At 72.6% G+C, this 25,437-nt stretch carries 18 protein-coding genes; 8 read left to right on the top strand and 10 right to left on the bottom strand.

The window, feature by feature from the left end:
• A partial coding sequence (locus tag BMY74_RS34255) for an integrase core domain-containing protein (RefSeq protein ID WP_143091805.1) occupies positions 1–385 on the top strand: 385 nt, incomplete at its 5' end.
• Between the two features lie 136 nt (positions 386–521).
• Here the strand turns inward: BMY74_RS34255 and BMY74_RS34250 are convergent.
• A complete protein-coding gene (locus tag BMY74_RS34250; RefSeq protein ID WP_089922825.1) occupies positions 522–1,085 on the bottom strand; it encodes a dihydrofolate reductase family protein in 564 nt (187 codons plus the stop codon).
• Positions 1,086–1,219: 134 nt separating this feature from the next.
• Here BMY74_RS34250 and BMY74_RS34245 point away from each other — a divergent pair, with 134 nt between their 5' ends.
• Complete coding sequence (locus BMY74_RS34245; protein WP_218159831.1) at positions 1,220–2,287, top strand: spore photoproduct lyase family protein; 1,068 nt, start codon at positions 1,220–1,222, stop codon at positions 2,285–2,287.
• A gap of 54 nt (positions 2,288–2,341) precedes the next feature.
• Positions 2,342–3,238, top strand: coding sequence for an oxidoreductase (locus BMY74_RS34240; protein WP_089922823.1), 897 nt, complete (start codon positions 2,342–2,344; stop codon positions 3,236–3,238).
• Positions 3,239–3,279: 41 nt separating this feature from the next.
• On the opposite strand, the gene BMY74_RS34235 is transcribed toward BMY74_RS34240, so the two are convergent.
• From BMY74_RS34235 to BMY74_RS34220, 4 genes are all read right to left on the bottom strand, one after another.
• Complete coding sequence (locus BMY74_RS34235) at positions 3,280–4,485, bottom strand: MFS transporter (RefSeq protein ID WP_218159830.1); 1,206 nt, start codon at positions 4,483–4,485, stop codon at positions 3,280–3,282.
• A gap of 81 nt (positions 4,486–4,566) precedes the next feature.
• Entirely contained in the window at positions 4,567–5,466 is a 900-nt protein-coding gene (locus BMY74_RS34230; RefSeq protein WP_089922821.1) for an SDR family oxidoreductase, read from the bottom strand.
• Between the two features lie 73 nt (positions 5,467–5,539).
• Positions 5,540–7,156 carry a RecQ family ATP-dependent DNA helicase gene (locus BMY74_RS34225; protein WP_089922819.1) on the bottom strand — a complete coding sequence of 539 codons (1,617 nt, stop codon included), beginning with the start codon at positions 7,154–7,156 and terminating at the stop codon, positions 5,540–5,542.
• Between the two features lie 84 nt (positions 7,157–7,240).
• On the bottom strand, positions 7,241–7,732 hold the full coding sequence (locus BMY74_RS34220; RefSeq protein ID WP_089922816.1) for an SRPBCC family protein: 492 nt from the start codon (positions 7,730–7,732) through the stop codon (positions 7,241–7,243).
• Between the two features lie 242 nt (positions 7,733–7,974).
• On the opposite strand from BMY74_RS34220, the gene BMY74_RS34215 reads away from it, so the two are divergent.
• Positions 7,975–9,000, top strand: a complete 1,026-nt coding sequence (locus tag BMY74_RS34215; protein ID WP_089922813.1) for a S1 family peptidase — start codon at positions 7,975–7,977, stop codon at positions 8,998–9,000.
• A 74-nt stretch (positions 9,001–9,074) separates the two neighbouring features.
• A complete protein-coding gene (locus BMY74_RS34210; protein WP_089922811.1) occupies positions 9,075–10,058 on the top strand; it encodes a hypothetical protein in 984 nt (327 codons plus the stop codon).
• A gap of 81 nt (positions 10,059–10,139) precedes the next feature.
• On the opposite strand, the gene BMY74_RS34205 is transcribed toward BMY74_RS34210, so the two are convergent.
• The 3 genes from BMY74_RS34205 to BMY74_RS34195 are packed head-to-tail and all read right to left on the bottom strand — an operon-like array spanning position 10,140 to position 12,741.
• Complete coding sequence (locus BMY74_RS34205; protein ID WP_089922809.1) at positions 10,140–11,303, bottom strand: NAD(P)/FAD-dependent oxidoreductase; 1,164 nt, start codon at positions 11,301–11,303, stop codon at positions 10,140–10,142.
• Positions 11,303–11,497, bottom strand: a complete 195-nt coding sequence (locus tag BMY74_RS34200; RefSeq protein WP_089922807.1) for a ferredoxin — start codon at positions 11,495–11,497, stop codon at positions 11,303–11,305. The genes BMY74_RS34205 and BMY74_RS34200 overlap by 1 nt, the downstream gene beginning before the upstream one ends.
• A complete protein-coding gene (locus BMY74_RS34195) occupies positions 11,494–12,741 on the bottom strand; it encodes a cytochrome P450 (RefSeq protein ID WP_089922804.1) in 1,248 nt (415 codons plus the stop codon). Before BMY74_RS34195 ends, BMY74_RS34200 begins: the two co-directional genes overlap by 4 nt.
• A 153-nt stretch (positions 12,742–12,894) precedes the next feature.
• Between BMY74_RS34195 and BMY74_RS46725 the strand changes: the two genes are divergently transcribed.
• Together BMY74_RS46725 and BMY74_RS34185 are read left to right on the top strand one after the other, a co-directional pair.
• Positions 12,895–13,494 (top strand): TetR/AcrR family transcriptional regulator, encoded by a 600-nt coding sequence (locus tag BMY74_RS46725; RefSeq protein ID WP_089922802.1) that lies wholly within the window; start codon positions 12,895–12,897, stop codon positions 13,492–13,494.
• 128 nt (positions 13,495–13,622) lie between these two features.
• Complete coding sequence (locus BMY74_RS34185) at positions 13,623–14,120, top strand: MarR family winged helix-turn-helix transcriptional regulator (RefSeq protein ID WP_089922796.1); 498 nt, start codon at positions 13,623–13,625, stop codon at positions 14,118–14,120.
• Between the two features lie 245 nt (positions 14,121–14,365).
• On the opposite strand, the gene BMY74_RS34180 is transcribed toward BMY74_RS34185, so the two are convergent.
• The gene (locus BMY74_RS34180) at positions 14,366–14,551 is read right to left on the bottom strand and encodes a hypothetical protein (protein WP_089922793.1); all 186 of its coding nucleotides are present in this window, start codon (positions 14,549–14,551) and stop codon (positions 14,366–14,368) included.
• A gap of 172 nt (positions 14,552–14,723) precedes the next feature.
• On the opposite strand from BMY74_RS34180, the gene BMY74_RS34175 reads away from it, so the two are divergent.
• Positions 14,724–16,865: a DEAD/DEAH box helicase gene (locus BMY74_RS34175; RefSeq protein ID WP_245786506.1), complete on the top strand. Its 2,142-nt coding sequence runs from the start codon at positions 14,724–14,726 to the stop codon at positions 16,863–16,865.
• Here the strand turns inward: BMY74_RS34175 and BMY74_RS34170 are convergent.
• Positions 16,862–25,429: a non-ribosomal peptide synthetase gene (locus BMY74_RS34170; protein WP_089922790.1), complete on the bottom strand. Its 8,568-nt coding sequence runs from the start codon at positions 25,427–25,429 to the stop codon at positions 16,862–16,864. The genes BMY74_RS34175 and BMY74_RS34170 overlap by 4 nt on opposite strands.
• Positions 25,430–25,437 lie beyond the last annotated feature (8 nt).

Here is a 25,437-nt window from a genome sequence, read left to right as displayed (position 1 = left end):
TGCCGACGAGACCGCCGCCACCGCCATCGGTGTCCTGCAACGAGCGATCGCCTGGTTCGCCGACCGCGATGTCATGGTCGAAAGAGTGTTGTCCGACAACGGATCCTGCTACCGCTCGCATGCCTGGCGCGACGCCTGCGCCGAGCTCGGCGTCCGGCACAAACGGACCCGGCCCTACCGTCCGCAGACCAATGGCAAGATCGAACGCTTCCACCGCACCCTGGCCGACGGCTGGGCCTACGCCCGCCACTACCCCTCAGAAACCCAGCGCCGAGCAGCCCTGCCCGGCTGGCTGCATTTCTACAATCACCACCGAGCCCACTCCGCCCTCGGAGGCCAGCCACCCATCACCCGGCTGACCAACCTCCCTGGACATCACAACTAGTCCCGGCGGGCGGGTGCTGTGTCCACAGCGAATCCTGAGTGGGTGCGGAGGCGCCGGGGGTCGCGCAGCGCGTGCACGGCGGGCCGGACGGCTGACCGCCTGGCCCGGTCCGCCCGACCGCCCTGCCTGAGCCGCCTCACCGCCTCCGATACCTGGTCAGCACCACCCCACCGGGGAACGTCCGGGTCTCCACCAGGCTCAGCCCCACCCACGCGTCCAGCGCGGTGTGGAAAGGCGCGCCCCCGCCCACCAGGACCGGGTGCGTGACGACCTCGAACTCGTCGACCAGCCCGGCCCGCACCGCCGCCCCGCCCAGCCTCGCGCCGCCGACCCTCATCGGGCCGCCCTCCCCGGCCTTGAGCCGGGTGATCTCGGCGATCGCGTCGCCGGTCACCACGCGGGTGTTCCAGCGGGACTCGTCGATCGCCGCGGACGTGAACACCACCTTCGGCGTGTCCCGCCAGTTCCGGGCGAACTCGACCTCCGCCGGGGTGGCGCCCGGCTGCTGGTCGCCGGTCGGCCAGTGGGAGCTCATCGTCTCCCACAGCCCGCGCCCGTACAGGAACAGCTCGATCGCCTTCTCCTGTTCGAGCCACCACTCGAACAGCTCGTCGCTCGGCTCGCTCCAGCCGAGGTCACCGCCCGCCGCGGCGACGTAGCCGTCCAGGCTCAGGTTCATGCCGTAGATCAGTTTCCGCATGGCGTCATCCTTCCGTCAGCCGGTCCGGGGGATGGACCGGCGCGGCGCGCAGAAATCATCGGCACCCGCGTGGCGTACGACACCGCTGTGGCCGGCGGCCGCGTTCTTGTCGGTGTCGTGTGGACACTGCAAGGGTGAGCACGTCGACCCCCTTGTTGAGTCCGACCCGCATCTACGTCGAGCCCGCCGCCGCGCTGCTGCCGCGCGGCCGTGAGGTGCTGGACAGGTTCCCCGACGCGGAGCGGGTCGAGGTCGACAGCCACTGGCGCATCCCCGAGCTGCACGGCGACGAGGCCAACGCCCGCCGCTGGGTCCGGATCAAGCGCGAGGCGCTGGTGCTCGGGGTGAAGAAGTCCCTCAGCGCGCGGCCCAACGGGCGCTCGGCGCACTTCATCGCGCCGTCCACGGCCAACGGGTGCGCGATGGCCTGCGCCTATTGCTACGTGCCGAGGCGCAAGGGCTACTCGAACCCGATCACGGTGTTCGCGAACATCGACCAGATCACCGGCTACCTGAGCCGCCACGTCGCCCGGCAGGGGCCGATGGCCGAGCCGGGGCAGATCGACGACCGGGCGTGGGTGTACGACATCGGGGAGAACTCGGACTGCTCGGCGGACGCGCTGGTCAGCGACAACGTGCGGGACCTGGTGGAGCTGTTCCGCGGTCTGCCGAGCGCGAAGGCCTCCTTCGCGACCAAGTACGTCAACCGCGACCTGCTGGAGTGGGATCCGCGCGGGCGCACCCGCGTCCGGTTCTCGCTGATGCCCGAACGCACCGCGAAACTGCTCGACATCCGCACCACCCCGGTCGCGGAGCGCCTCGCCGCGCTCGACGACTTCCGCGAGGCGGGCTACGAGGTGCACGTGAACCTCAGCCCCGTGGTCGTGCACGACGGCTGGCTCGAGGACTGGCGGCAGCTGTTCGAGTCGCTCGGGGACGCCACGTCGGCGGCCACCCGCGAGCAGCTGGCCGCCGAGGTCATCATGCTCACCCACAACCAGCCGCTGCACGAGGTGAACCTGCGCTGGCACCCGCGCGCCGAGGACCTGCTGTGGCGTCCCGAACTGCAGGAGGTCAAGCGCAGCGAGGGCGGTGGGGTCAACGTCCGCTACCGGCGCGGGCTCAAGCGGGAGCTCCTCGACTCGTTCCTGGCGCTCGTGCAGGCGCACGCGCCGTACCTGCGCGTCCGGTACGCCTTCTGAAACGCGCACCGAGCTGTCACGCCGAGCCCGCGACGGGCGAATAAGCTGGCGATCATGGCCAAGAACCGGTGGACCGCCGACGACCTGCCCGATCTCACCGGTCGCACCGTCGTGGTGACCGGTGCCGCGAGCGGGGTGGGCCGGGGCACGGCCACCGCCTTCGCGGCGGCGGGGGCGCGCACGGTGCTCGCGGTGCGCGACGTCGCCGCCGGGGAACGGGCGGCGGCCGCCATGTCCGGCACGACCGAGGTCCGCGAACTGGACCTGGCGGACCTGGCGTCGGTCCGCTCGTTCGCCGAGGGCTGGCACGGCGAGCTCGACGTCCTCGTCAACAACGCCGGTGTCGCCATGACCCCGCACCGCCACACGGCGGACGGGTTCGAGCTGCAGTTCGGCACCAACCACCTCGGCCACTTCGCGCTGACCAACCTGCTGCTGCCGTCGATCACCGGCCGCGTGGTGACGGTGGCCTCCGGTGCGCACAAGGCGGGCGTGCTCGACCTCGACGACCTCGACTTCGCCCGCTCCGGCTACACCGCGGTGAAGGCCTACGGCCGGTCGAAGCTCTCGAACCTGCTGTTCACCCTGGAGCTGGAGCGGCGCCTTCGTGAGGCCGGGACGTCCGTGCGCGCGCTGTCCGCCCACCCCGGCTACACGGCGTCCAATTTGGGCACCAAAGGGCGCAACAAGCACCTGGTCAAGCTCGTGCACGTGGCCGGCCGCTACCTCGCGCAGACGGAGCTGCAAGGCGCGCTCCCCACGCTGTACGCGGCGACGCAGGACCTGCCGGGCGCCAGCTACGTCGGCCCGGACGGGCGGTTCGAGATGCACGGCCATCCCGCGCTGGTCGGCCGGTCGGCGGCGGCCAGCGACCCGGTGCTCGCGCGCCGGCTGTGGGAGACGTCGGAGCGCCTCACCGGGGTGAGCTTCCCGCTGACCGCGCAACCCTGAGCGCCGCGCCTGCCGCTGATCGGAAAGTCCTCAGTGGACTGTCAGGAGGTACCGGCCGTCTCCGCCGTGCGGCGACCGGCGAGCGCGGCGGCGGCACCCAGCGCCGCGGCGGTGGCGCAGAGGACGCCCGCGGCCCCGGTGGTGATGGCGAGGGCGCCGACCGCGCTGGGGAGCACAACCTGGCCGAGCCGGTTGCCGGTGAGGCGCAGCGACATGGCGCGGCCCCGCAGGCCCGGTGGCGTGGAGCTCGCCAGCCACGCCATGGTGAGCGGCTGGCCGACGCCGAGGCCCAGACCCAGGCAGACGACCAGGCACGCCAGGGCGGCGGGCGGTAGCGGCAACGCGAGAGCGGCCATGGACAGCGCCGACAGCACCGTCGTGACCACCATCAGCCGCCGGCGGTCCAGGAGCGTGACGAGCTTGCCGAGGAAGAAGCGCGACGTCATCGACGCGACGGCCCGCAGGGTCAGCAGCAACCCGATGAACCCCGCGCTGAGGTCGCGATCGGTGCCGAGCGCGGGCAGGTAGACGAGGGTGATGTCGACGGCGGCGAGCACGACGCAGCTGACCAGCAGCGCGCGGGGCAGGCCGGGGAGCCGGACCAGCGTCCGCATCCCGCCCGCCTCCTGCTCCCGCGATCCCGGCGGCCGGGCGGGCGTGCGGATGAACAGGGCGCTGAGCGTCAGCACCAGGCCGATGCCGATCGAACCGGCGAACAGCAGGCCGGTGTCGGGGACCGCCCGGCCACCGCCGGCCAGGATGATCAGGCCCGGTCCGGCGGCCTGCCCGAGCGAGGCGGCGAAGGTGTAGTGGCCGAACGCGGTGTCGAACCTGCCGTCCGGGGCGGAGTTGGCGACGGCGGCCTGCTGCCCGACGACGCAGAGCAGGTGTCCGGTGCCGAGGACGATGATCCCGGCGGCCAGCCCGGCCGTGGTCGACCCGGCGAGCAGCAGCACGACGGCGGACGCCGTCATCAGCACCCCTCCGGCGATCATCACGCGCCGTTCGCTGAACCGGTCGGTGGCTTGCCCCGAGGGGACGGCGAGCACCAGCGGAACGACCGCGAACAGCGCGGTCAGCGCCCCCAGCCAGCCGCTGGGGACGTCGAGCTCGATCGCGCGGTACGTGGCGGCCGGGCGCAGGACGAACGTGACGACCTGCGCCAGGACCGCGTTGACGAGCAGCAGGGCGAACAGCCTGCGCCCCGGCCCAGGCGCAGCCGTCTCCGGGGCGTGATCACCGTGCACGGCTCGACGGTAGGTCACGGATCGGTATTTCTCAAGAGAGAAGTACCACGTGGTGGGAGTCCCGCGTGGTGGACGCCGTGCTCAGGTGAGGAACTGGCCCCCGGTGACGCCGACGACCTCCCCGGTCACGTAGCTCGACTCCTGCGAGGCCAGGAACACGAACACCGGCGCCAGCTCCGCCGGTTGCCCGGCGCGTCCCATCGGTGTCTGAGCGCCGAACTCGTCGACCTTCTCCGCGGGCATCGTCGCCGGGATGAGCGGTGTCCACACCGGACCGGGCGCGACCGAGTTGACCCTGATCCCCTTCTCGACGAGGTCGGCGGACAGCGACTTGGTGAGGTTGACGATCGCGGCCTTGGTGGCGGCGTAGTCCAGCAGCTCGGGCGAGGGCGTGAACGCCTGGATCGACGAGGTGTTGATGATCGCGGAACCGGGTCGCATGAGCGGCACCGCCGCCTTGCACAGCCAGAACAGCGCGTACACGTTGGTCTTGAAGACCCGGTCGAACTGCTCGCTGCTGATGCCGAGCAGGCCGTCGTTCTGGGCCATCTGGAAGGCCGCGTTGTTCACCAGCACGTCGATGCGCCCGAACTCCTCCCCGGCGCGCCCGGCCAGTTCGCGGCAGGCGTCCTCGGTGCGCAGGTCACCCGGCACGAGCACGGCCTGGCGGCCCGCGTCGCGCACGAGTTCGGCGGTCCGCTCGGCGTCGGCCTGCTCCTCCGGCAGGTAGGAGAGCAGCACGTCCGCGCCTTCGCGGGCGAACGCCAGCGCGGTGGCGCGGCCGATGCCGGAGTCCCCGCCGGTGATCACCGCCTTGGTGTCGGGCAGGCGGCCGGCACCCCGGTAGGTGCTCTCGCCGTGGTCCGGCTCGGGGCCCATCCGGCTGCCGGTGCCGGGATGCGGCTGCTCCTGGCCCTCCTGGCGGCCGGGGCGCGGGTACTGCTCGCGCGGGTCCTGGCGGGTGTACTGGTCTGCGGACATGTGTGCGGTCACCTCGCGACGGGTCGACTCCGGAACCGCAGGTGTTCCCACGTGGACGACGCCCAACCGCGCGTCACACCGATGTGAGCACTCCGGTCTCGCGCACGGCGGCGAGGGAGAGCGTCTTGTAGCCGACGTCGTCGAACAGGACCATCAACCGGTCGGCCTCGTGGTGCACGACCGTGCCCCGGCCCCACTGGTCGTGCCGGACGGGGGAGTTCGGCGGGTACTCGGTGCTCACGGAGTCGTCGTCGGCCACGCCCTCGTCGCAGGTGTCGCAGTGGCCGCAGGGCTGGTCGAGCTCCTCGCCGAAGTAGCCGATCAGGAACCGCCGGCGGCAGTCCCGCGTGTCGGCGTAGCGGTGCATGACCTCGAGCCGCGAACGGTCCCGGTGCTCCTGCCTCTCCGCCTCCCCGGCCACCGCCGCGACGGCCTTCGCGGGCGGCGGAGCGCCCTCCTCGTACCGCACCCGGTCGTGACCGGTCCGCACGACCCCCGCGCCCTCCAGCAGGTTCACGACGGCGGTGACCTTGCGGCGCGACCGGTCCAGCCGCCGCGCCAGGTCGGTGATCGCGACGCCGGTCCGCCGCCTGCGCACGAAGGCCGCGACCTCGCGCACGCACTCGCGGTCCAGCGTCCTCCCGGTCAGGAACCGTTGCAGGCCCTGGTCTTCCGGCCGGTGGAAGAGCACCACGTCCGCGGGCTCGCCGTCGCGGCCCGCCCGGCCGATCTCCTGGTAGTAGGCGTCGAGGGAACCGGGCGTCGCGGCGTGCGCGACGAACCGCACGTCCGGTTTGTCGATGCCCATGCCGAACGCGGAGGTAGCCGCGACCACGCGCACGTCACCCCGCATGAACGCGTCCTGCACCCGCCTGCGGTCAGCGGCCTTCATGCCCGCGTGGAAGGCGGCCGCGGCCACGCCGCGGGAGATCAGGTCGTCCGCGTACCGCTCGGCGTCCTTGCGGGTCGGCACGTACAGCAGACCCGGCCCGGAGCGGTCCGTCACCCAGTCGGTCACCATGCGCCGGCGCTGGTCGTCGTCGGTGCCGAACCGCACGGCCAGGTGCAGGTTGGGCCGGTCGAACCCGGCGACGAGCACCGCCGGGTCGCGCAGACCGAGGTGCTCGACCACGTCCGCGCGGACCGGACCGCTGGCGGTGGCCGTGAGCGCGAGCACGGGCGGATGGCCCAGCCGCTCGACCACGTGCCGCAGCCGCAGGTAGTCGGGCCGGAAGTCGTGCCCCCACGCCGACACGCAGTGGGCCTCGTCCACGACGAACAACGAGGGTCTCGCCCGGTGCAGCCGCTCGAGCGTGCCGGCGTCCGCGAGTTGTTCCGGTGACAGGAAGAGGTACTTCGTGCCGCCTTCGTCGAACGCCTGCCAGGCCTGCTCGTTGACCTCCGCGGACTGACCCGAGTTGACCGCCGCCGCCGGTGGCGCACCGGCCCGCCGCAGCGAGGCGACCTGGTCCCGTTGCAGGGCGATCAGCGGCGACACGACCACGGCCGGACCGTCGAGCAGGATCGCCGGGACCTGGTAGACGGCCGACTTCCCGGCGCCGGTCGGCATGACGAGCAGCACGTCCCGGCCGTCCAGGAGGTGCCGCATGCCGAGCAGTTGCTCCCGGCGCAGCTCGGTCCAGCCGAAGACCTCGTCCGCCGTCGTGATGAGCTGCTCGTCCGCAGGCATGGTTCGCACCCGTGTCGCCTCCGCTGGATCTCGTTCCGGTGCGGAGGAGTTAGCCCGGCAGCGCGCGGGCAAACGCGGGCCGCGTCACACGTCGGTGTCGCGCACGTCCCGGCCGTCCTCGGCGAACGCCTTGAAGTCCTGCATGTGCCGGAGCGACTGCTTGCGGAAGGTGCCGGGCGCCACCAGCCCCACCACCCGCATGAGCACGCCGCTGAACCGGTACTCGTTCTCGCTCACCCAGAGCGTCGTCTCCGGGCCGATCTCGGTCAGGCGGTCGCGCGTGGAGCTCCACATGCCCTTGGCGGTGATCTCGCGTTCGAAGTGGACGACCACGTCCCGCGGGATCGCGCGCAGGTCCACCGGTTCCCGGCGCGTGATCGTCTCGGTGGCCTCGAACTCCTGCCGTCCCGTCCGCAGCACGACGCGCGACCGGGTGCCGAGCTCTCCGTGCACCCCGTTCAGCGGCTCGTGCACGACCAGTCCCCGCAACCACTTCGGCAGGTGCCGCGGGTCGGCGAGCAGCTGGACGACCCGCTCCCGCGGCAGGGCGATCTCCAACGAGACGGTGTACTTCATCGCCGAGCGCTCTAGTCCTCTGGTGACCGCGGACACGCTAGCCGCCTGCGCCACCGCCGCGCAGCCGGTTCGGCCGAACCTCCGAATCGAAAGCGACCGGCTTTCGCCGGGCCAATCAAGACGCCAATGCGCGACAAATAAAAATTATCGTCTGGACGCATTTCTGGGAAACGAGCACTCTGTCTGTCCGTAGCCAGGCGAGCCGCCTCGCCTTCCCGTCACGGAACAGTCGAGGAGAATTGATGGGTCGCACTGCCACCCTCACCCTGGCCGCGGTCACAGCCCTGGCGGCGGGGCTCGTCGTGAGCGCGCCGATCGCCAGGGCCGAGCCGGCTCAGCTCGCCGGCACCCTGCACGCGAGGCTCGGGCCCGCGAGCGCCGGGTCCTATGTGGACGACAGCGGGCAGCTCGTCGTCACCGTCACCGACGCGACCGCGGCGAAGGCCGTGACCGCGGCCGGTGCACGCGCGCGGGTCGTCGAGCACAGCGCCGCGACGCTCGACGCCACCACGGGAGTCCTGGAGCGCACGGCGAAGATCCCCGGCACGTCCTGGGGAGTCGACCCGGTCGCCAACCAGGTCGTGGTGTCCGCCGACACGACCGTCACCGGCGACGCGCTCGCGCGGTTGAGGAACGTGGTCGCGGGGCTCGGCGACACCGCGAGGCTGGAGCAGGTCGGCGGCTCGTTCCGGCCGACGATCACGGGCGGCGACGCCATCCTGGGCGGCGGCGTGCGGTGTTCGCTCGGCTTCAACGTGAAGACGCCCGGCACCAGCACCGCCTTCCTGCTCACCGCGGGCCACTGCGGCAACGCCACGTCCACCTGGAGCACCTCCGGTGGCCAGGTCATCGCGTCCCGCGTGGGAACGAGCTTCCCCGGCAACGACTACGCCCTGTTCCGCTACACGAGCGGCATCAACCGGCCAGGCTCGGTCAACCTCTACAACGGCAACCACCGCGACATCGCCCGCGCCGGCGACCCGGTCGTCGGCCAGACCGTCGGCCGCAGCGGCAGCACGACGGGTTTCCACCGCGGCAAGGTCACCGGCCTGAACGTCACCGTGAACTACGTCGACGGCACGACGGTGACCGGCATGATCGGCACGACGGTCTGCGTGCAGGGCGGCGACAGCGGAGGACCCCTGTTCGCCGACGACACCGCGCTCGGCCTGACCTCCGGCGGCAGCGGCGACTGCACGAGCGGTGGGCGGTCGTTCTACCAGCCGGTCACCGAGGCCCTCCGGGCCTACGGCGTGGCCATCTACTGAGCACCACCGGACCGGGCCGCCACGGCGGCCCGGTCCGTCCACCGAGGAGTTCCCCAGCGCTGAGGAGCATTCCCATGTCGTTCAACCGTCGCCGGCTGCTGCTCGGCAGCGCCGCACTGCTGGCGGGCACCGCGAGCACGGCCGCCCCCGCCGCCGCGGCCCCCGCGGGCTTCCCGGACTACCGGTACCAGAGGCTCGCGCTCGTCAAGAGCAAACTCCGCTACAACCCCACCAACGAACTGATCTTCCCGACCATCCGGGGCACGAAGGACCGCATTCCCGGCGCGCGTGCCGCCTATTACCTCTATTACGCGCCGCACGACGCACCGGGCGGCATCTGCCTGGCCTATGCGAACACCCTCGACGAGGAATTCACCGAATACCCCGGAAATCCCATCATCACCAGGAACTGGCCCGGCGAGTACAGCGTGTCGCACGTGTCGTCGCCGCACGCGATGTGGAACGACGACGTCAAGCGCATGTACCTCTACTTCCACGGCGAGAACACCGTGACCCGCCTGGCCAGCTCCGCCGACGGCATCAACTTCACCTACGAGAAGGAGGTCCTGTCCACGCGGCTGCAGCCCGAAGGGACCACGGAGACCTCCTACGCCAGGGTGTTCCGGCACGACCTGACGGCTCGCGGCGCCCGGTACGTCATGGTGTTCATGATCAACAACCGCTCGAACCACCGCGACATCGGCTGGGGCTGGTCACCGAACGCCCGCGACTGGACGTTCTCCCAGACCCCGCTGATCCGCCACCAGGACGTCGGCGCGGTCAACGTCGGCGGCCCGCACCTGCTCTTCCGCAACAACAGCGTCTACGTCGTCTACAACACCGACATCGGCAGCGGCGGCAACATCCTCATCACCGAGGTGGGCCGCGACTTCTCCCTGCGCAGGCACCTGGGCGTCTTCCACGACTCGGTGTCCGGCTCGCCCGACAACGGCCGGGCGGCCGCGCCGTCGTTCGGCACCTACCAGGGCCGCGAGTACATGATCTACGAGGCGGGGGACCGGCTGGCGGGCAACATCGCCATCGCACGGGCCGTCTGACGGCGGTGGTTCCGCGAAGACCTTCGGCCGGTGCGGGCCGCAGGTCCCGGTGACGCGGGGGAGCCGGTACCGGTGACGCGGTCAGGCCGCCGAACGGACCAGTTGCCGGTCCGCCCGCAGCTGCCTGGCCATGTTCCACCCGAGCACACCGACGACCCGGCCGTCCGCGAGGTAGTGCGCCACGAACTTCCGTTCGGCGACACCGCCGTGCGCCACCACCATCTCCGCCTCGGCCGGGAAGACGCCGTACGCCTGGATCCTGGCGTCGAACTGGTCGGTCCAGAAGTACGGCGCCGGGGCGAACGGGACCTGCGCGCCGAGCAGGTTCCGGGCCGCCGCCATGCCCTGCTCGGTGGCGTTCATCCGGTGCTCGACCCGCATCAGGCCACCGAAGTGCGGGTTGAACCACCGGGCCACGTCGCCTGCCGCGTACACGCCGTCGGCGGCCCGGCAGGTGGCGTCGCAGACCACGCCGTCGTCCACCGGCAGCCCGGAGCCGTCGAGCCAGCCGGTGGCGGGCCGCGCGCCGATCGCCACCAGCACGACGTCCGCCGGCAGCACCGTGCCGTCGGAGAGTCCGACGCCCGTCACCGCGCCTTCGCCGTGCAGCGCGGTCACGCCGGTCCCGAGGCGCAGCCGCACGCCCTCCTCCTCGTGGAGTCCGGCGATCGCCGTGCCGACCTCGTCGCCGAACGGGCGGACGAGCGGCAGCGGCAGCGGGTCGACCAGCGTCACGTCCAGCCCGAGCCGCCGGGCGGACGCCGCCGCCTCCGAGCCGAGGAAGCCGGCGCCGACGACCACCACCGACGCGGACCGCAGCAGGTCGCCGCGCAACGCCACCGCGTCGTCGACGGTCCGCAGCACGTGCACGCCCTTGAGGTCGTGGCCGAACGGCAACGTCCGCGCGGTCGTCCCGGTGGCGATCACCAGGCCGTCGTAGCCGATCTCCTCGCCGGTGGACAGGGCGATCGTGCGACGGGCGAGGTCCAGCCCGGTCGCGGCGCTCCCGAGCCGGAGCTCGATCCCGTGCCCGGCGTACGCGGAATCGGGCCGCAGCACCGTCTTCTCCGGCTCCCACGTGCCCGCCAGGACCTGTTTGGACAGTGGCGGCCGGTCGTAGGGGAGCACCTTCTCGTCGCCGACCAGGACGAGCCCGCCGGTGTAGCCCTCGCGGCGCAGCGTCTCGGCGGTGGTCACGCCGGCGGCCGAAGCGCCGACGACGACCACCCGTTCGAGGCTTCCCACTACCTGTCCACCGCGATCGCCAGCGCCGGGCACAGCAGGGCGGCGTGCTCGGCCGCCGCCTCCAGCGCGGGCGGCGGGGTCTCCAGCAACAGGACCACCATGCCGTCCTCGTCGCGCTGATCGAACACGTCCGGTGCGGCGAGCACGCACTGGCCCGCGCCCACGCAGGCGTCGACGTCGATCCGGACCTTCATCGCGCGTCCTCCCCGGCGCGGTCCCAGGTGACCGGCAGCGCCTTCACGCCGTAGACCAGCGCGTCGTCCTTGAACTCGACCTCCTCGAACGGCACGGCGAGCCGCAGCGTCGGGATGCGCTGGTGCAGCCGGGCGAACACCTCCTGCAGCTCGACCCTCGCGAGCTGCTGGCCGAGGCACTGGTGGATGCCGTAGCCGAACGCGAGGTGCGCGGTCGCCTCGCGCCGGAGGTCGATGCGGTCGGGGTCGGGGAACACCGACTCGTCCCGGTTGCCGGCGGACAGCACGGCGACGAGCCACTCGCCGGCCTTCACCGTCTCGTCCCCGACCGTCACGTCCCCGGTGGCCTGGCGCAGCACGCCGAACTGCACGATCGACAGGTACCGCAGCATCTCGTCGACGGCCGTGCCCGCGAGACCGGGGTCCGCCCGCAGCGCTTCCAGCTGGTCGGGCTGGCGCAACAGGGCCAGCGTGCTGAGACCGATCATGTTGGCCGTGGTCTCGTGCCCGGCGATCAGCAGCGTGATGCCCAGCGTCACGAGCTCCTCGACGGACAGCTCCTGGCCGCTCTCGCGCGCCCGGACGATCAGCCTGCCCAGCAGGTCGTCGCCCGGCGCCGCGAGCTTGCCGAGCACGAGCTGCGTCATGAACCCGACGACCTCGAGGTTGGCCTGCTCCAGCGCGGCCGGGTCGCTGTTGGTGGCGATGAGCACCGCGGTCTGCCGCTGGAACCGGTCGCGGTCGGCGTAGTCGACGCCGAGCAGCTCGCAGATCACCAGCGACGGGATCGGCAGCGCGAACTCCGAGACCAGGTCGACGGGTCCCGTCTGCGCCAGCAGCGCGTCGACGTGGTCGTCGACCAGTCGCTGGATGTAGGGCCGCATGGCCTGGATCCGCTTGACGGTGAACTCCGGCGTCAGCAGGCGGCGCAGCCGTGCGTGGTCCGGGCCGTCCATGTGCAGCAGGCTGCCGGGCGACACCGGCCGGTCGAGCTGTCCGCCCGCCACCACGTGCGTGGACGGGGCCGCGTGCGAGCTGAGCTGCGGATTGCTCAGCATCGCGCGCACGTCGTCGTACCGGCTGACGACGCGGGCCTCGACACCGACCGGGCAGGACAGCGAAGCCGTGCCCTCCTGGGCGCGGAGCTCGGTGTACTCGGCGGGCGGGTCGAACGGGCAGCGGGGGTCGCGCGCGGTCGGGAACCCGGCCAGGTCCGGCCGTGCGCCGACGGTGGTCTCACTCATTCGTCCGTGCCACCTTCTCCAAGAATTATGGCAGTCACTGTCACATGGCCAAGGCTGCCAGACGGCAATGCATGCCGCAACTGTGTGTCACTTGACAGTCACTGCCAAGTGGCAGTGCTACGGTTCGCGGCAAATCGGGTCAGGAGGTGCGCTGTGGGCTTGCGCGAGACGAAGATGGAACGCACTCGGCGGTTCATCGCCGACACGGCGTTCGACCTGTTCGTCGCGCACGGCTACGACGGCACCACGATCGAGCAGATCGCCGCGGCGGCCGAGGTCGGCACCCGCACGCTGTACCGCTACTACGCCAGCAAAGAGGCGCTGGTCGTCAGCTTCGTGGAGAACGGGCTGAACGCGGCGATGGAGGCGTTCGAGGCCCAGTCCGACGAGACGCCGCTGTCCGAGGCGCTGTACGCGGTCATCGACAGCGTGGAACAGACGATCACGGCGAACCAGGCCCGCCTGCTCGCCCTCTACGAGATCTTCGACCGGACGACGGGCCTGCGGGCGGGCCTCGCCGACCTGGACTGGTCCTGGCGCCAGAAGTTGGCCCAGCAGATCCTCCGCAGGCCGGAAGCCGAGGGGAACGCACTGTTCGCCGCCCTCGTCGCCGCGAACACCATGAACGTCATCGAGGTCGTCGTGCACACGTGGGCCGCGAGCGGTGGCGGCGTCAAGATCGCGGACATCACCCGCGAGTCGCTGGAGTTGTTGCGCACCAAGCCGATTCCGGTTCCCGCGCCCGCCGGGTGACCGCGGGTGGTGGCTGCCGACGGGTAGCTGCGTCGCCTTCGTGACTTCAGTGTTGACCGAAGTCACGCCTCTGGACACGTGAGCCCTGCGCCCCCTGCTCTTCGAATTCGAAGCAGTAGACTGCCGTCATGCCCGACTCACCGCCGTCGCTCGACCCCGTCCAGCTCGGCGCCTACTTCGCCCTCGTCGAGGTGACGAGCCTGCTGCGGCACGCGGTCGAACAGCAGCTGAAGGACGCGGGCGACCTGAGCTACGTCCAGTTCCAGCTGCTGGCGCGGCTCGGCGACTCACCGACGGGCAGCCACCGCATGACCGACCTGGCCGACGGCGTGGTCTACAGCCGCAGCGGCCTGACCTACCAGGTGGGCTTGCTGGAGAAGGCCGACCTCGTCGAACGCACGCCGTCCGCGGAGGACGAGCGCAGCGTCACGGTCACCATCACCGACGCCGGCCGCGAGCTGCTGGCGAAGGTGCTGCCCGGCCACGTCGAGGTGGTCAGCGGGCTGCTGTTCGAACCGCTCTCCCGCGAGGACGTCCACACCCTCGCCGGACTGCTGGCACCGGTGCGCGACCACATGCGCTCGACACCGCCGCGGTCGGCGACACCTCGCCGTCGCAAGGGCTGACCGCACAGGGCGTTTCAGGTGACGGTCGCCGTGCGCCGCCGGTGCCGGGTGAGTGCCGCGTCGAAGTCGAACACGGCGTTCTCGACGGCGTGGTGGTCCTCCTCGGAACGCAGCACGGTGATGAGCGGGGTGGAGACCTCGACCGGGACGCGCAGCTCGGCGCAGACGTCGGACGCCTTCGTGGCCGGCAGTGTCCTGAAGTCGCTCTCCGGGAAGACGAGCTAGGCGTGCAGCCGTGCGCCGAACTACAGCAGGCGGGCGGCGGCGAGCCCGTACCGGTGCGCGAGTCGTTCGGTGTTCGGCTCGGCGGCCAGGTCGAGCCGGCGCTCCAGCACGGTGGCCCGGAGCCGGAGATCCGCGTCGAACAGCGGAAAACCCACCTCGGCCTCGGCGTCCCGGTCGCCGAACCCCGACGCCGAGGTGACCACCACGCGCCGGCACAGCCGCAGGTGGTGCTGGGACGGGATCGTCGTCCGGTTGACCGCTGGGCATGCCGTCAGCGTCCGGACGGGGAAGTCCTTGTGTCACCGATGCGGTCGGAAACACCCCTTCGGATCGGATGCCGGTTCGATATCCTGCGGACCGCCTGACGGAAGGATACGGGTGGACGACTCGTCGAAGGTCGGTGGCCGTGCTCGTGAGGTGCTGGCCGCCGCGAAGGCGTTCCGCGCCGAGGCGGCGGGGGTGCGCGCGGAACCGGACCGGCTGCTCGCGCTCGCGGCCGAGCGGTACCAGGCGGTGCGGGACGCGCTGGTGGCCGAGCAGCTCAGGGCCATGCCGGTCGAGAAGCTCCGCGACACCAGGGCGAACCTCCGGCTGAGCACGCTCAAGGAGGCCGGGTACCGGACCGTCGCCGACGTCGCCGCGGCGCGCTCGGACCAGCTCGACCGCGTGCCCGGCATCGGCAGGCGGTCCGCCGAGCAGATCGTGCGGGTCGCCCGCGCCGTGCTCGACGGCATCGCGCGCGACACGACCGTCCGGCTGAACCCCGACCGCGCCGACCGCGCCCAGACCGAGCTGCTGCAGCTGATGTCCAAGCTGCGCAGGGCGAACCAGCTCGTCGGCCCGCTGCACGAGGCGCTCGGGGACGTGCTGGGCAGGGTCGACGCGGACGTGCGCGCCGCGTCCCGTGCCGCGAGCCGCGTGCGGATGTTCTTCTCGCTGCGCAAGACCCGGCAGGCCGCCCTCGACTCGCTCGGCCGGCTCGAAAAGCTGCTCGCCGGCCGTGACGTGGCGGCGTTGCGCGCCGTGGGCACGCAGCTGCGCGTGCCGGACCTGGACCACCGCGCGCTCTGGCGCGACTACGAGCTCGACGCGGCCGCCTACAACACGCTCCTCGCCGACCTCGCGGGTGCGGACGCGGTGCCGGATCGCAGTGCCGCCAAGGGTTTTGTTCCGGCCGAGATCGAGCACGAGGTCGACGCGACCCCGCTGGACACCAGCCTGCTGAAGGTGTCGCTGCGCGGCTACCAGGTGTTCGGGGCCAAGTTCGCGCTGGCCCGCAAGCGCGTCATCATCGGCGACGAGATGGGGCTGGGCAAGACGATCGAGGCCGTCGCGGTGATGGCGAGCCTCGCCGCCGGTGGCCGCAAGGGTTTCCTGGTGGTCTGCCCGGCGAGCGTCGTCGTCAACTGGGTCAACGAGATCGCGCGGCACAGCGACCTCGTGCCGCACCGCCTGCACGGCACGGGCCGCGATGGCGCGGTGGAGAAGTGGCTGGCGCAGGGCGGTGTCGGCGTGACGACCTTCGGCACCCTGCCGAAACTGGTGCTGCCGAAGCGCTTCCGCCCGACGCTGGTCGTCGTCGACGAGGCGCACTACGTGAAGAACCCGGACACGCAGCGCTCGCAGGCGGTCAACGCGGTAGTGCAGCGCGCGGAACGGGCCGTGCTCCTCACCGGCACGCCGATGGAGAACCGCGTCGAGGAGTTCCGCAACCTCGTCGCCTACCTCCAGCCGGGCGTCGCGGCCCGCACGGGCGCCACCGACGCCGTGGTGGGAGCGAAGGCGTTCCGCCGCGTCGTGGCGCCGGTCTACCTGCGCCGCAACCAGGAGGACGTGCTCGGAGAGCTGCCGGAGCTGCTCGAGGTGGAGGACTGGGTCGAGTTCGGCAAGCAGGACCGCGCCGCCTACCTCGACGCCGTGCGCGAGGGCAACCTGATGGCGATGCGCCGCGCCGCCTACACCCCGCGCACACCCCGCGGCTCGGCGAAGCTGGAGCGGCTGCTGGAGATCGTCGAGGAGTCGAGGGACAACGGCTGGAAGGTCGTGGTGTTCTCGTACTTCCACGACGTGCTGGACGCCGTCGCCGACCACGTCGATGCCTTCGGCCCCCTGACCGGCGCCACCTCGGCGCAGGGCCGTCAGGAACTGGTGGACGCCTTCACCGCCTGCGAGGACCACGCCGTCCTGCTCGCGCAGATCGAGGCGGGCGGCGTGGGCCTCAACATCCAGGCCGCGTCCGTGGTGATCATCACCGAGCCGCAGTGGAAGCCGAGCACGGAGGACCAGGCGATCGCCCGGTGCCACCGCATGGGCCAGGTGCGCAAGGTGCACGTGCACCGGTTGCTGGTCAAGGACAGCGTGGACGCGCGCGTCCAGGAGATCCGCGACCACAAGACTCTGCTGTTCGACCACTACGCCCGCGAGAGCGACACCAAGCACTCGCACGCGAGCGCGCTGGACTCCGCCGTGTCGGTGGAACAGCGGGTGGTGCAGGCCGAACAGCAGCGCCTGGGTATCTAGCACCCGCTGTTCAGGTGACCGGCGATCGTGGCTCCGATCTCTGCCAAGGGAACGGGGTGGGTCATGTCGCCGTGAGTGGTCGGGACGGGGTGCAGGTGGAGGGTCCCGGTGATGTGCGGGGCCCACGCGTCGGGGTGCGGCGAGGACTCGGTGCGGCCCTCGGTGGCCAGGAAGAACAGGGCATCGCCGCGGTAGGGGGTCGTGGGGGTGTGGGTGTCGGACAGGTGCCGGTTGTGGGCGAAGACGGCCGGGAGGGCGGCCACGGCTCGGGCGCCGAGGACCGGGACCAGGTCGTCCAGGGACGTGCGGCCCAGGGAGGCCAGGAGGTCCGCGGTCGGGTCCGAGGCGTCTGCCGTGCCCGTGGAGCTGCCGGGGTAGCCGTCGAGGAGCGCCAGGAACGCGACCTCCGCGTTCTCGGCCTGCAGCCGGGTCGCGATCGCATGCGCCACCTGGGCCCCGAACGACCAGCCCAGCAGGTGGTAGGGCCCCTCGGGCTGGACGGCGCGGATCTCGGCCACGTAGTCCTTGACCATCTCGTCCAGCGTGCCGGCCCACGGCTCGGTGAGGGCCCGGGACTGCAGCGCGTGGACGGGGCGGTCGTCGAGGTGGCGGAGCAGTCCTGAGTAGACCCAGCCGATGCCCGCGGCCGGGTGGACGCAGAACAGCGGCGCCTTCGAACCGGTGGAGCGCAACGGGAGCAGGACGTTGAGCGGGTCTGTCTCCGCCTCGTCGAGGCGGGTGGCCATCCCCGCGGGGGTGGGGGCGTCGAAGACGGACCGGATGGTCGCGCGCACCCCGAGGGCCCGGCGCACGCGGTCGACCAGGCGGGTGGCGAGCAGGGAGTGGCCGCCCAGGTCGAAGAAGTCGTCGTCGACGCCGACGGAGTCGAGGCCGAGGACGTCGGCGAACAGGGCGCAGAGGACGCGTTCGCGGTGGTCGCGCGGCGCGCGGCTCGGGGTGCGGGTGAAGTCGGGGGCGGGCAGGGCCCTGCGGTCGAGCTTGCCGGACGGGCTCAGCGGCAGTTCGGCCACCGGGACGACGGCCGCGGGGACCATGGCCTCGGCCAGGGATCGCGCCGCGAAATCGCGCACCGCGGCCGGGTCGAAGCCGGCGAACTCCGTTCCCGGAGCCGCGCCGGAACCGGCCGACCCCACGGGCACGACGTAGACGACCAGCTTCTTGTCCCCGGGCCGGTCCTCCCGGACCACCGCGGCGGCCTGCACCACCGACGGGTGCACGGAGACCGCCGCCGCCACCTCGCCCAGCTCGATCCGCACCCCGCGGATCTTGACCTGGTCGTCCGTGCGCCCCAGATATTCCAGCACTCCACCGGCGTGCCAGCGGACCAGGTCACCGGTGCGGTACATCCGCTCCCCTGGCCGGTGGGGGTTGGGAACGAAGCGCTGACCGGTCGTCGAGGGCCGGTTGAGGTAACCGGTGGCCAGCTGCGTGCCGGAGAGGTAGAGCTCCCCGGTCGCGCCGGCGGGCACCGGGGACAGCGCGGGGTCGAGGACGTAGACCTGGGTGTTCCACACCGGACGTCCGATGGGGACGGACGGCGTCGGGTCGTGCCGGAACCGTTGCCACGTCACGTCCACGGACGCCTCGGTGGGGCCGTAGAGGTTGTCGAGGTGGGCGGCGAACCCCGCGGCGAAGCGTTCGGCCAACGGCGTGGGGAGGGCCTCGCCGCTGCAGACGACCTGGCGCAGCCCGGGGCAGCGGCCGGGCGCGACGGAGGCGGTGAAGACCTCCAGCATCGACGGCACGAAGTGGGCGACGGTGACGCCCGCGTCCTCGATCAGGTCCGCGAGGTACGCGGGGTCCTTGTGCCCCTCGGGTTTCGCGACGACCAGGACGGCGCCCGTGATCAGCGGCCAGAAGAACTCCCACACCGACACGTCGAAGCTCGACGGGGTCTTCTGCAGGACGCGGTCCGCCGGGGTGAGGCGGTAGCGGTCCTGCATCCACAGCAGGCGGTTCACGATGCCGGAGTGCGGGACGACCACGCCCTTCGGCTTGCCGGTGGAGCCCGAGGTGTAGATGACGTACGCCGCGTCGTCCGGGGTCGCCGACGGCAGCGGGACGTCCTCGGTCGCCGCGGGGAGAGCGGCGAGCGACTCCGGGGTCAGCACGAGCACCGGGTCGGCGTCGGAGACCATGTGCGCCACCCGGTCGGCCGGGTAGCCGGGGTCGACGGGCAGGTAGGCCGCGCCCGTCTTGTGCACGGCGTACAGCGCGACGATCAGCTCCAGCGAGCGCGGCAGCGCCACGCCGACCGTGCGGCCCGGAGCGGCGCCCTCGCGGTGCAGGGCGCGGGCCAGCGCGGTGGCGCGGTCGTCCAGTTCGGCGTAGGTCAGGCCGGTGCCGTCGAACTCGACCGCGGGCGCGTGCGGGGTGCGGGCGACCTGGGCGGCGAAGAGCGCGGGCAACGTCGTGGCGGGCACGTCGGCGTCGGTGTCGTTCCAGCCCTGCAGGATCCGCACGCGCTCGGCCGGAGCGAGCACCTCGATCTCGCGGATGCGCCGGCCGGGTTCGGCGGCGACGGCGGCCAGCACGCGGACGAACCGGTCGGCCAGGCCCCGCGCGGTCTCGGCGTCGAACAGGTCGGCGGAGTAGGCGAGAGAACCGTCCAGCCCGCCGTCGGGAGACTCGGCGAAGCCCAGACCCAGGTCGAACTTGACGCTCTCCGCGCCGATCTCGTGCTCGGTGACGGCGAGACCCGGCAGCGACAGGTCGGCCTGGTCGTTGTTCTGCAGCACCAGCGACACCTGGAACAACGGGTGCCTCGCGAGCGACCTCGCCGGGTTCAGCTCCTGCACGAGCCGCTCGAACGGCACGTCCTGGTGCTCGAACGCGCGCAGGTCGGTCTCCCGGACCCTGGCGAGCACGTCGGTGAACGCGGGGTCGCCCGCCGTGTCGACGCGCAGCACGAGCGTGTTCACGAAGAACCCGACGACGTCGTCGAGGGCGCGGTCCGCGCGACCGGCGACAGGGGTGCCGATCGGGATGTCCGTGCCCGCGCCGACGCGGGTGAGGAGCGTCGCGAGCGCGGCCTGCAGGACCATGAACAGCGTCACGCGGTGCTCGCGGGCCAGTTCCAGCAGCCGGGCGTGCAGGGCGGCGCCGATCTCGACGGGCACCGTGCCGCCCCGGTGGGTCGCGACGGCGGGACGGGCGCGGTCGGCGGGCAGCGCCAGCTCGTCGGGCAGCCCCGCGAGCGCACCGCGCCAGTGCTCGACCTGGCCCGCCAGCAGCGAGTCGAGCAGGTCGCGCTGCCACAACGTGTAGTCCGCGTACTGCACCGGCAAGGGTGCCCAGCCGGGCTCGGCGCCCTCCAGCCGCGCGGTGTAGGCGGTGCGCAGGTCGCGGACCAGCGGCCCGAGGGACGCGCCGTCGACGGCGATGTGGTGCAGCAGCAACAGGAGCACGTGCTCATCGGGTCCGATGGCGAACAGCGTCGTGCGCACGGGCGCCTCGGTGGCGAGGTCGAACTCCTGCCGGGCGGCGTCGGCGAGCGCGCTGTCGAGGTCGGCGTCCTCGACGACGTGCAGCGCGGGCCGCCAGTCGTCGAGCACGACCTGGCACGGCGTGCCGTCGACCTCGGGGAAGACGGTGCGCAGCGCCTCGTGCCGGCCGACCACGTCGTGCAGGGCGGCTTCGAGCGCGGCGCGGTCGAGCGCGCCGGTCAGCCGCAGCGCGTACGGGACGGCGTAGCCCGCGCCCTGGTTCTCGAGGCGGTTGAGGAACCACAGCCGCGACTGGGCGGGCGACAGCGGCAGCACCCGCGGCCGGGGCCCCGCGGTGAGGGCCGGGCGCACGGGCCTGCCCGCGGCGCGGTCGACGGCGGCCGCGACGCCCTCGACGGTCGGGTCGGCGAACAGGACGGCGAGCGCGAGCTCCGCGTCGAACGTGGTGCGGACGCGGGCGATCAGCTTGGCCGCCAGCAGCGAGTGACCGCCGAGGTCGAAGAAGCCGTCGCGGACGCCGACCTCCTCGACGCCGAGCACGTCGGCGAACATCCCGCAGAGGATCTCCTCACGGGCCGTGCGCGGCCGGGCCTGGTCGGGGGCGGCCTCGGCCGACGGGGCGGGCAGGGCGCGGCGGTCGAGCTTGCCGTTGGGGGTCAGGGGAAGGGCGTCGAGCACGATGAACGCGCTGGGCACGAGGTAGTCGGGGAGTGCGGCGGCGGCGTGCGCACGGATCGCGGCGGTGTCGAGCACGCGGACCGCAGCGGCGTCGGACGTGGCCGCCTGGCCGGCGTCGAGCGTGTCGGCCCCGGCGTCCTTCCCGCGGCCTCCGGCCGCGTCGACCACCGCCGGCACCAGGTACGCCACCAGCCGCTTGTCCCCGGGCCGGTCCTCCCGCACCACCACCGCGGCCTGGGCGACCCCGGGGTGCCGGGTCAGCACCGCGCCGACCTCACCCGGCTCCACCCGGAACCCGCGGATCTTGACCTGGTCGTCGGTGCGGCCGACGTACTCCAGCACGCCGTCGGCACTCCAGCGGCCGAGGTCGCCGGTGCGGTACATGCGCTCACCGGGCCCGTCGAACGGGCTGGTGACGAACCGTCCCGCGGTGAGGCCGGACTGGCCGAGGTAGCCCTCGGCGAGCCCGAGGCCGGACAGGTACACCTCGCCGACCACACCGGGCGGCACGGGCTGGAGGGCGGCGTCGAGCACGTGCGTGCGCTTGTTGGCGAGGGAGCGGCCGATCGGCACCGACCGGCCGAGCGCGTCGGACGGCGTCAGCTCGTGGCTGGTGCCGATGATCATGTTCTCGACCGGGCCGTAGCCGTTGACCAGGCGGACGTGCGGGTGGCGGCGCAGCAGTGCGCCGACGTGGCGGGTGGAGGCGGCCTCACCGCCGGTCATCACCTGGCGCATCCCGGCGAAGACGTCCGGGTGCTCGTCGACGAGGTAGTTGAACAGGCTGGCCGACAGGTAGGCGGTGGTCACGGCGTGCCGGGGGATGAGCCGGGCGACGACCGCGGGTTCGGGACGCGAGCCGGGGTGCAGCACGCAGGCGGCCCCCGTCAGCAGCGGCCCGAACAGCTCCAGCACGAACGCGTCCCACGACGCCGGCGAGCACTGCAGCCACACCTCCTCCGCGCCGAAGTCCAGGAACGACTGCGACAGCAGGCTCGCCACGATCGAGCGGTGCGAGCTCAGGATCCCTTTGGGACGCCCGGTGGAGCCCGAGGTGAACATGACGCACGCCGCGTCGGTGGGCGCGCCCGGAACCTCGACGGGTTCGGCGGACAGCGCGGTGGCCGCCGCCATCCGTTCCGGGGTGAGGACCTCACCGACCCCGGCGCCGGTGCTGATCTCGCGGATGCGCTCGGCCGGCAGCGCGGGGTCGAGCACGGTGTAGGCCGCGCCCGCCTTGAACACGCCGAGCACGGCGGCCACGAGGTCGACGCCGCGTTCCAGTGCGACGCCGACGACGTCCCCGCGCCGCACTCCGGAGTCGCGCAGGTGGCGGGCGACGCGGTGGGACCGCTCGTCCAGCTCGCGGTAGTCGACGCGAGCGTCGTCGGTGATCAGCGCGACGGCGTCGGGGTGGGCGGTGGCGCGGGCGGAGAACAGGGCGTGCACGGTCTCGTCCGGGAAGGGCGCGCCGGTGTCGTTCCACTCGCGCAGCACCAGCGCGCCGTCGGCGGCGTCGAGCACGGGCAGGCGGTCGACGGCCTGGCCGGGATCGGCGGCGACGGCGTCGAGGACCAGGGTGACGGCGGTGAGCAGGCGGCGCGCGCTGGCCGGGTCGAACAGGTCGGTGGCGAACTCCAGCGTGCAGTCCAGCCCCGCGCCGCGCGGCTTCTCGTCGACGGTCAGGGTCAGGTCGAACTTGGCGTTGCCCTGCGCGCCGTCGTCGAGGCGGACGTCGAGCCCTGTCCACTTCGGACCGGCGGAGTCCCCGCCGCCGGTCAGCGACAGCGCCACCTGGAACAGCGGGTGGCGGGCGAGCACGCGCGGCGGGTTGAGCTCCTGGACGAGCCGGTCGAACGGCACGTCGGCGGCGGCGTAGGCGGCGAGGTCGGCGTCGCGGACGCGGGCGAGCAGGTCGGTGAACGCGAGTCCGCCGCCGGTGTCGACCCGCAGCACCAGGGAGTTGACGAAGAACCCGACCAGGTCGTCGAGGACCTCGTCGGCGCGGCCCGCGACGGGCGTGCCGACGACGACGTCGGTGCCCGCGCCCATGCGGGTCAGCGCGGCGGCGAGTGCGGCGTGCACGACCATGAACAGCGTCGCCTGGTTGGCCCGCGCCAGAGCGGTGAGGGCGGTGTGGGTGCCGGCGTCGACGCGGGCGGTGACGGCGTCCTTGGCGTGGGTCGGGTCGGCCGGTCGGGAGCGGTCGTAGGGCAGGGCGAGCTCTTCGGGCAGGCCGTCGAGCGCGGTCTTCCAGTGGTCGACCCGTCCGTCGAGGTCCAGTTCCCGTTGCCAGAGCGTGTAGTCGGCGTACTGCACCGGCAGCGGCGCCCAGCCGGGCTCGCGACCCACCAGCCTGGCCTCGTAGGCGGTGCCCAGGTCGCGCAGCAGCGGGCCGCTCGACACGCCGTCGCTCGCGATGTGGTGCAGGGCGAGGACGAGCACGGACTCGGTGCCGCTCGTGGAGAGCAGCGTCGCGCGCAACGGGAGGTCGGCGGCGAGGTCGAACGGCGCGCGGGCGGCTTCGTCCACGAGCCGGTCGAGGTCGGAGGCGGCACAACGGCGCGTGGTGAGCACGTCACCGAACTCGGCCAGGACGTGCTGGCGGGGCTGCCCGTCGACGGCGGGGAACACCGTGCGCAGGCTCTCGTGCCGCGTGACCACGTCGCGCAAGGCGGTGGTGAGTGCGGGTACGTCTACGCTTCCGCTCAACCGCAGGGTCAACGGGATCGTGTAGGCGCGGTCCTGGCCGCGCACGCCCGAGAGGAACCACAGTCCCTGCTGGGCGGGCGAGAGTGGGACGACCTCGGGGCGCGGCTGGGCCACCAGCGGCGGGTGCGCCGCGCCGGAGGCCTGGTCGAGGGCTGCGGCCAGCCCGGCGACGGTCGGCGCGCGGAAGAAGGTGCGCAGGCCCGGCTTGACGCCCAGCACCGCACCGATGCGGCTGATCAGCCGGGTCGCCAGCAGCGAGTGCCCGCCCAGCGCGAAGAACCCGTCGTGGACGCCGACCGACTCCAGGCCGAGCACGTCGGCGAACAGTCCACAAAGGATGCGTTCGCGTTCGTCACGCGGCTCCCGGCGGACCGGAACCTCCTCGACCCGCACCGGCTCCTCCGCACGCACCGGGGCCGGGGTGGCGGGCAGACCGAGCCGGGACAGCGGAACGTCCGGAGTGGACAGTGCGACCTCGAGCAGCCGGACGAGGGACTCGCCCAGGTGCGCCACGAAGGCGCGGTCGAGCCGGTCGGCGGCGTACTCGAGCTGGCAGTCCATGCCGCCGTCGGCACGCCGGCCGAACACCACGCTCAGGTCGAGCTTGGCCGCGGCGAGGTCGAGCGGCTCCACGGTGACGTCGAGACCGCCCAGCCGCGGCGGCGCCGCGTCCTCCTGCAGCACCAGCATGACCTGGTAGACCGGGTGGGCGCTCGAACCGCGATCCACGCCGAGCCGTTCGACGACCCGCTCGAACGGCACGTCCTGGTGCGCGTACGCGTCGAACGCGGTCTCCTTGGCCCGGCGCAGCACCTCGCCGAAGCCGGGGTCACCGGAGAGGTCGGTGCGCAGCGCGAGGGTGTTGCCGAAGAACCCGACGAGGTCGTCCAGGGCGGGATCCTGCCGGCCCGACACCGGGGTGCCCAGCACGACGTCCGGTCCGGCGCCGTTCAGGGCCAGCAAGGCGCTGACGGCCGCCTGCAGCCCGACGAACGGCGTGCAGCCCGCCGCCCGAGCCGCGTCGGCCAGCTGTGCGCAGAGCTCCGCCGGCAGCTCGACCTCAACGATCCCGGCACCCGAACCCTGTCCGTTGGCGGGCAACGTGATCCGCTCGGGCAGGCCGGCCAGCTTGCCGCCCCAGTACGCCAGTTGCTCGGAGAGCAGGCTGCCCGGGTCGTCCTCGTCGCCGAGCACCTCCTGCTGCCACAACGCGAAGTCGCCGTACTGCACCTCCAACGGCTCCCAGCCCGAGCCGGTCCCTGCGACCCGGGCCGTGTAGGCGGCGTCGAGGTCGCGCAGCAGCGGTCCGAACGAGCCCCCGTCGGCGGCGATGTGGTGCAGCAGCAACAGGAGCACGTGTTCGTCGGGCCCGACCCGGAACAGGGTGGTGCGCAAGGGGATCTCGGTGGAGAGGTCGAACGGCCGGGACGCCGCCGCGATCAGTGCCGCGGGCAGTGCGGCGTCGACCACCTCGAACGGCGGCCTCACGTCCTCCACCACCCGGTACCCCGGCGTCCCGTCCACCACCGGGACCACGGTGCGCAGCACCTCGTGCCGCTCCGCCACGTCCGCGACGGCGTCGCGCAGGGCGGCGACGTCCAGGGGTCCGCGCAGCCGCAGGGCGACCGGGACGTTGTAGGCGGAGCCAGGACCGTCGAGCTGGTCGAGGAACCACAGGCGCTGCTGGCCGAACGACAGTGCGGACATGGGAGGCT

It is taken from the genome of Lentzea albida, from assembly GCF_900111005.1.
GTDB lineage: Bacteria > Actinomycetota > Actinomycetes > Mycobacteriales > Pseudonocardiaceae > Lentzea > Lentzea albida.
The sequence above is the reverse complement of the archived record's forward strand: the minus strand, read 5'-3'. Positions and strand labels throughout refer to the sequence as shown.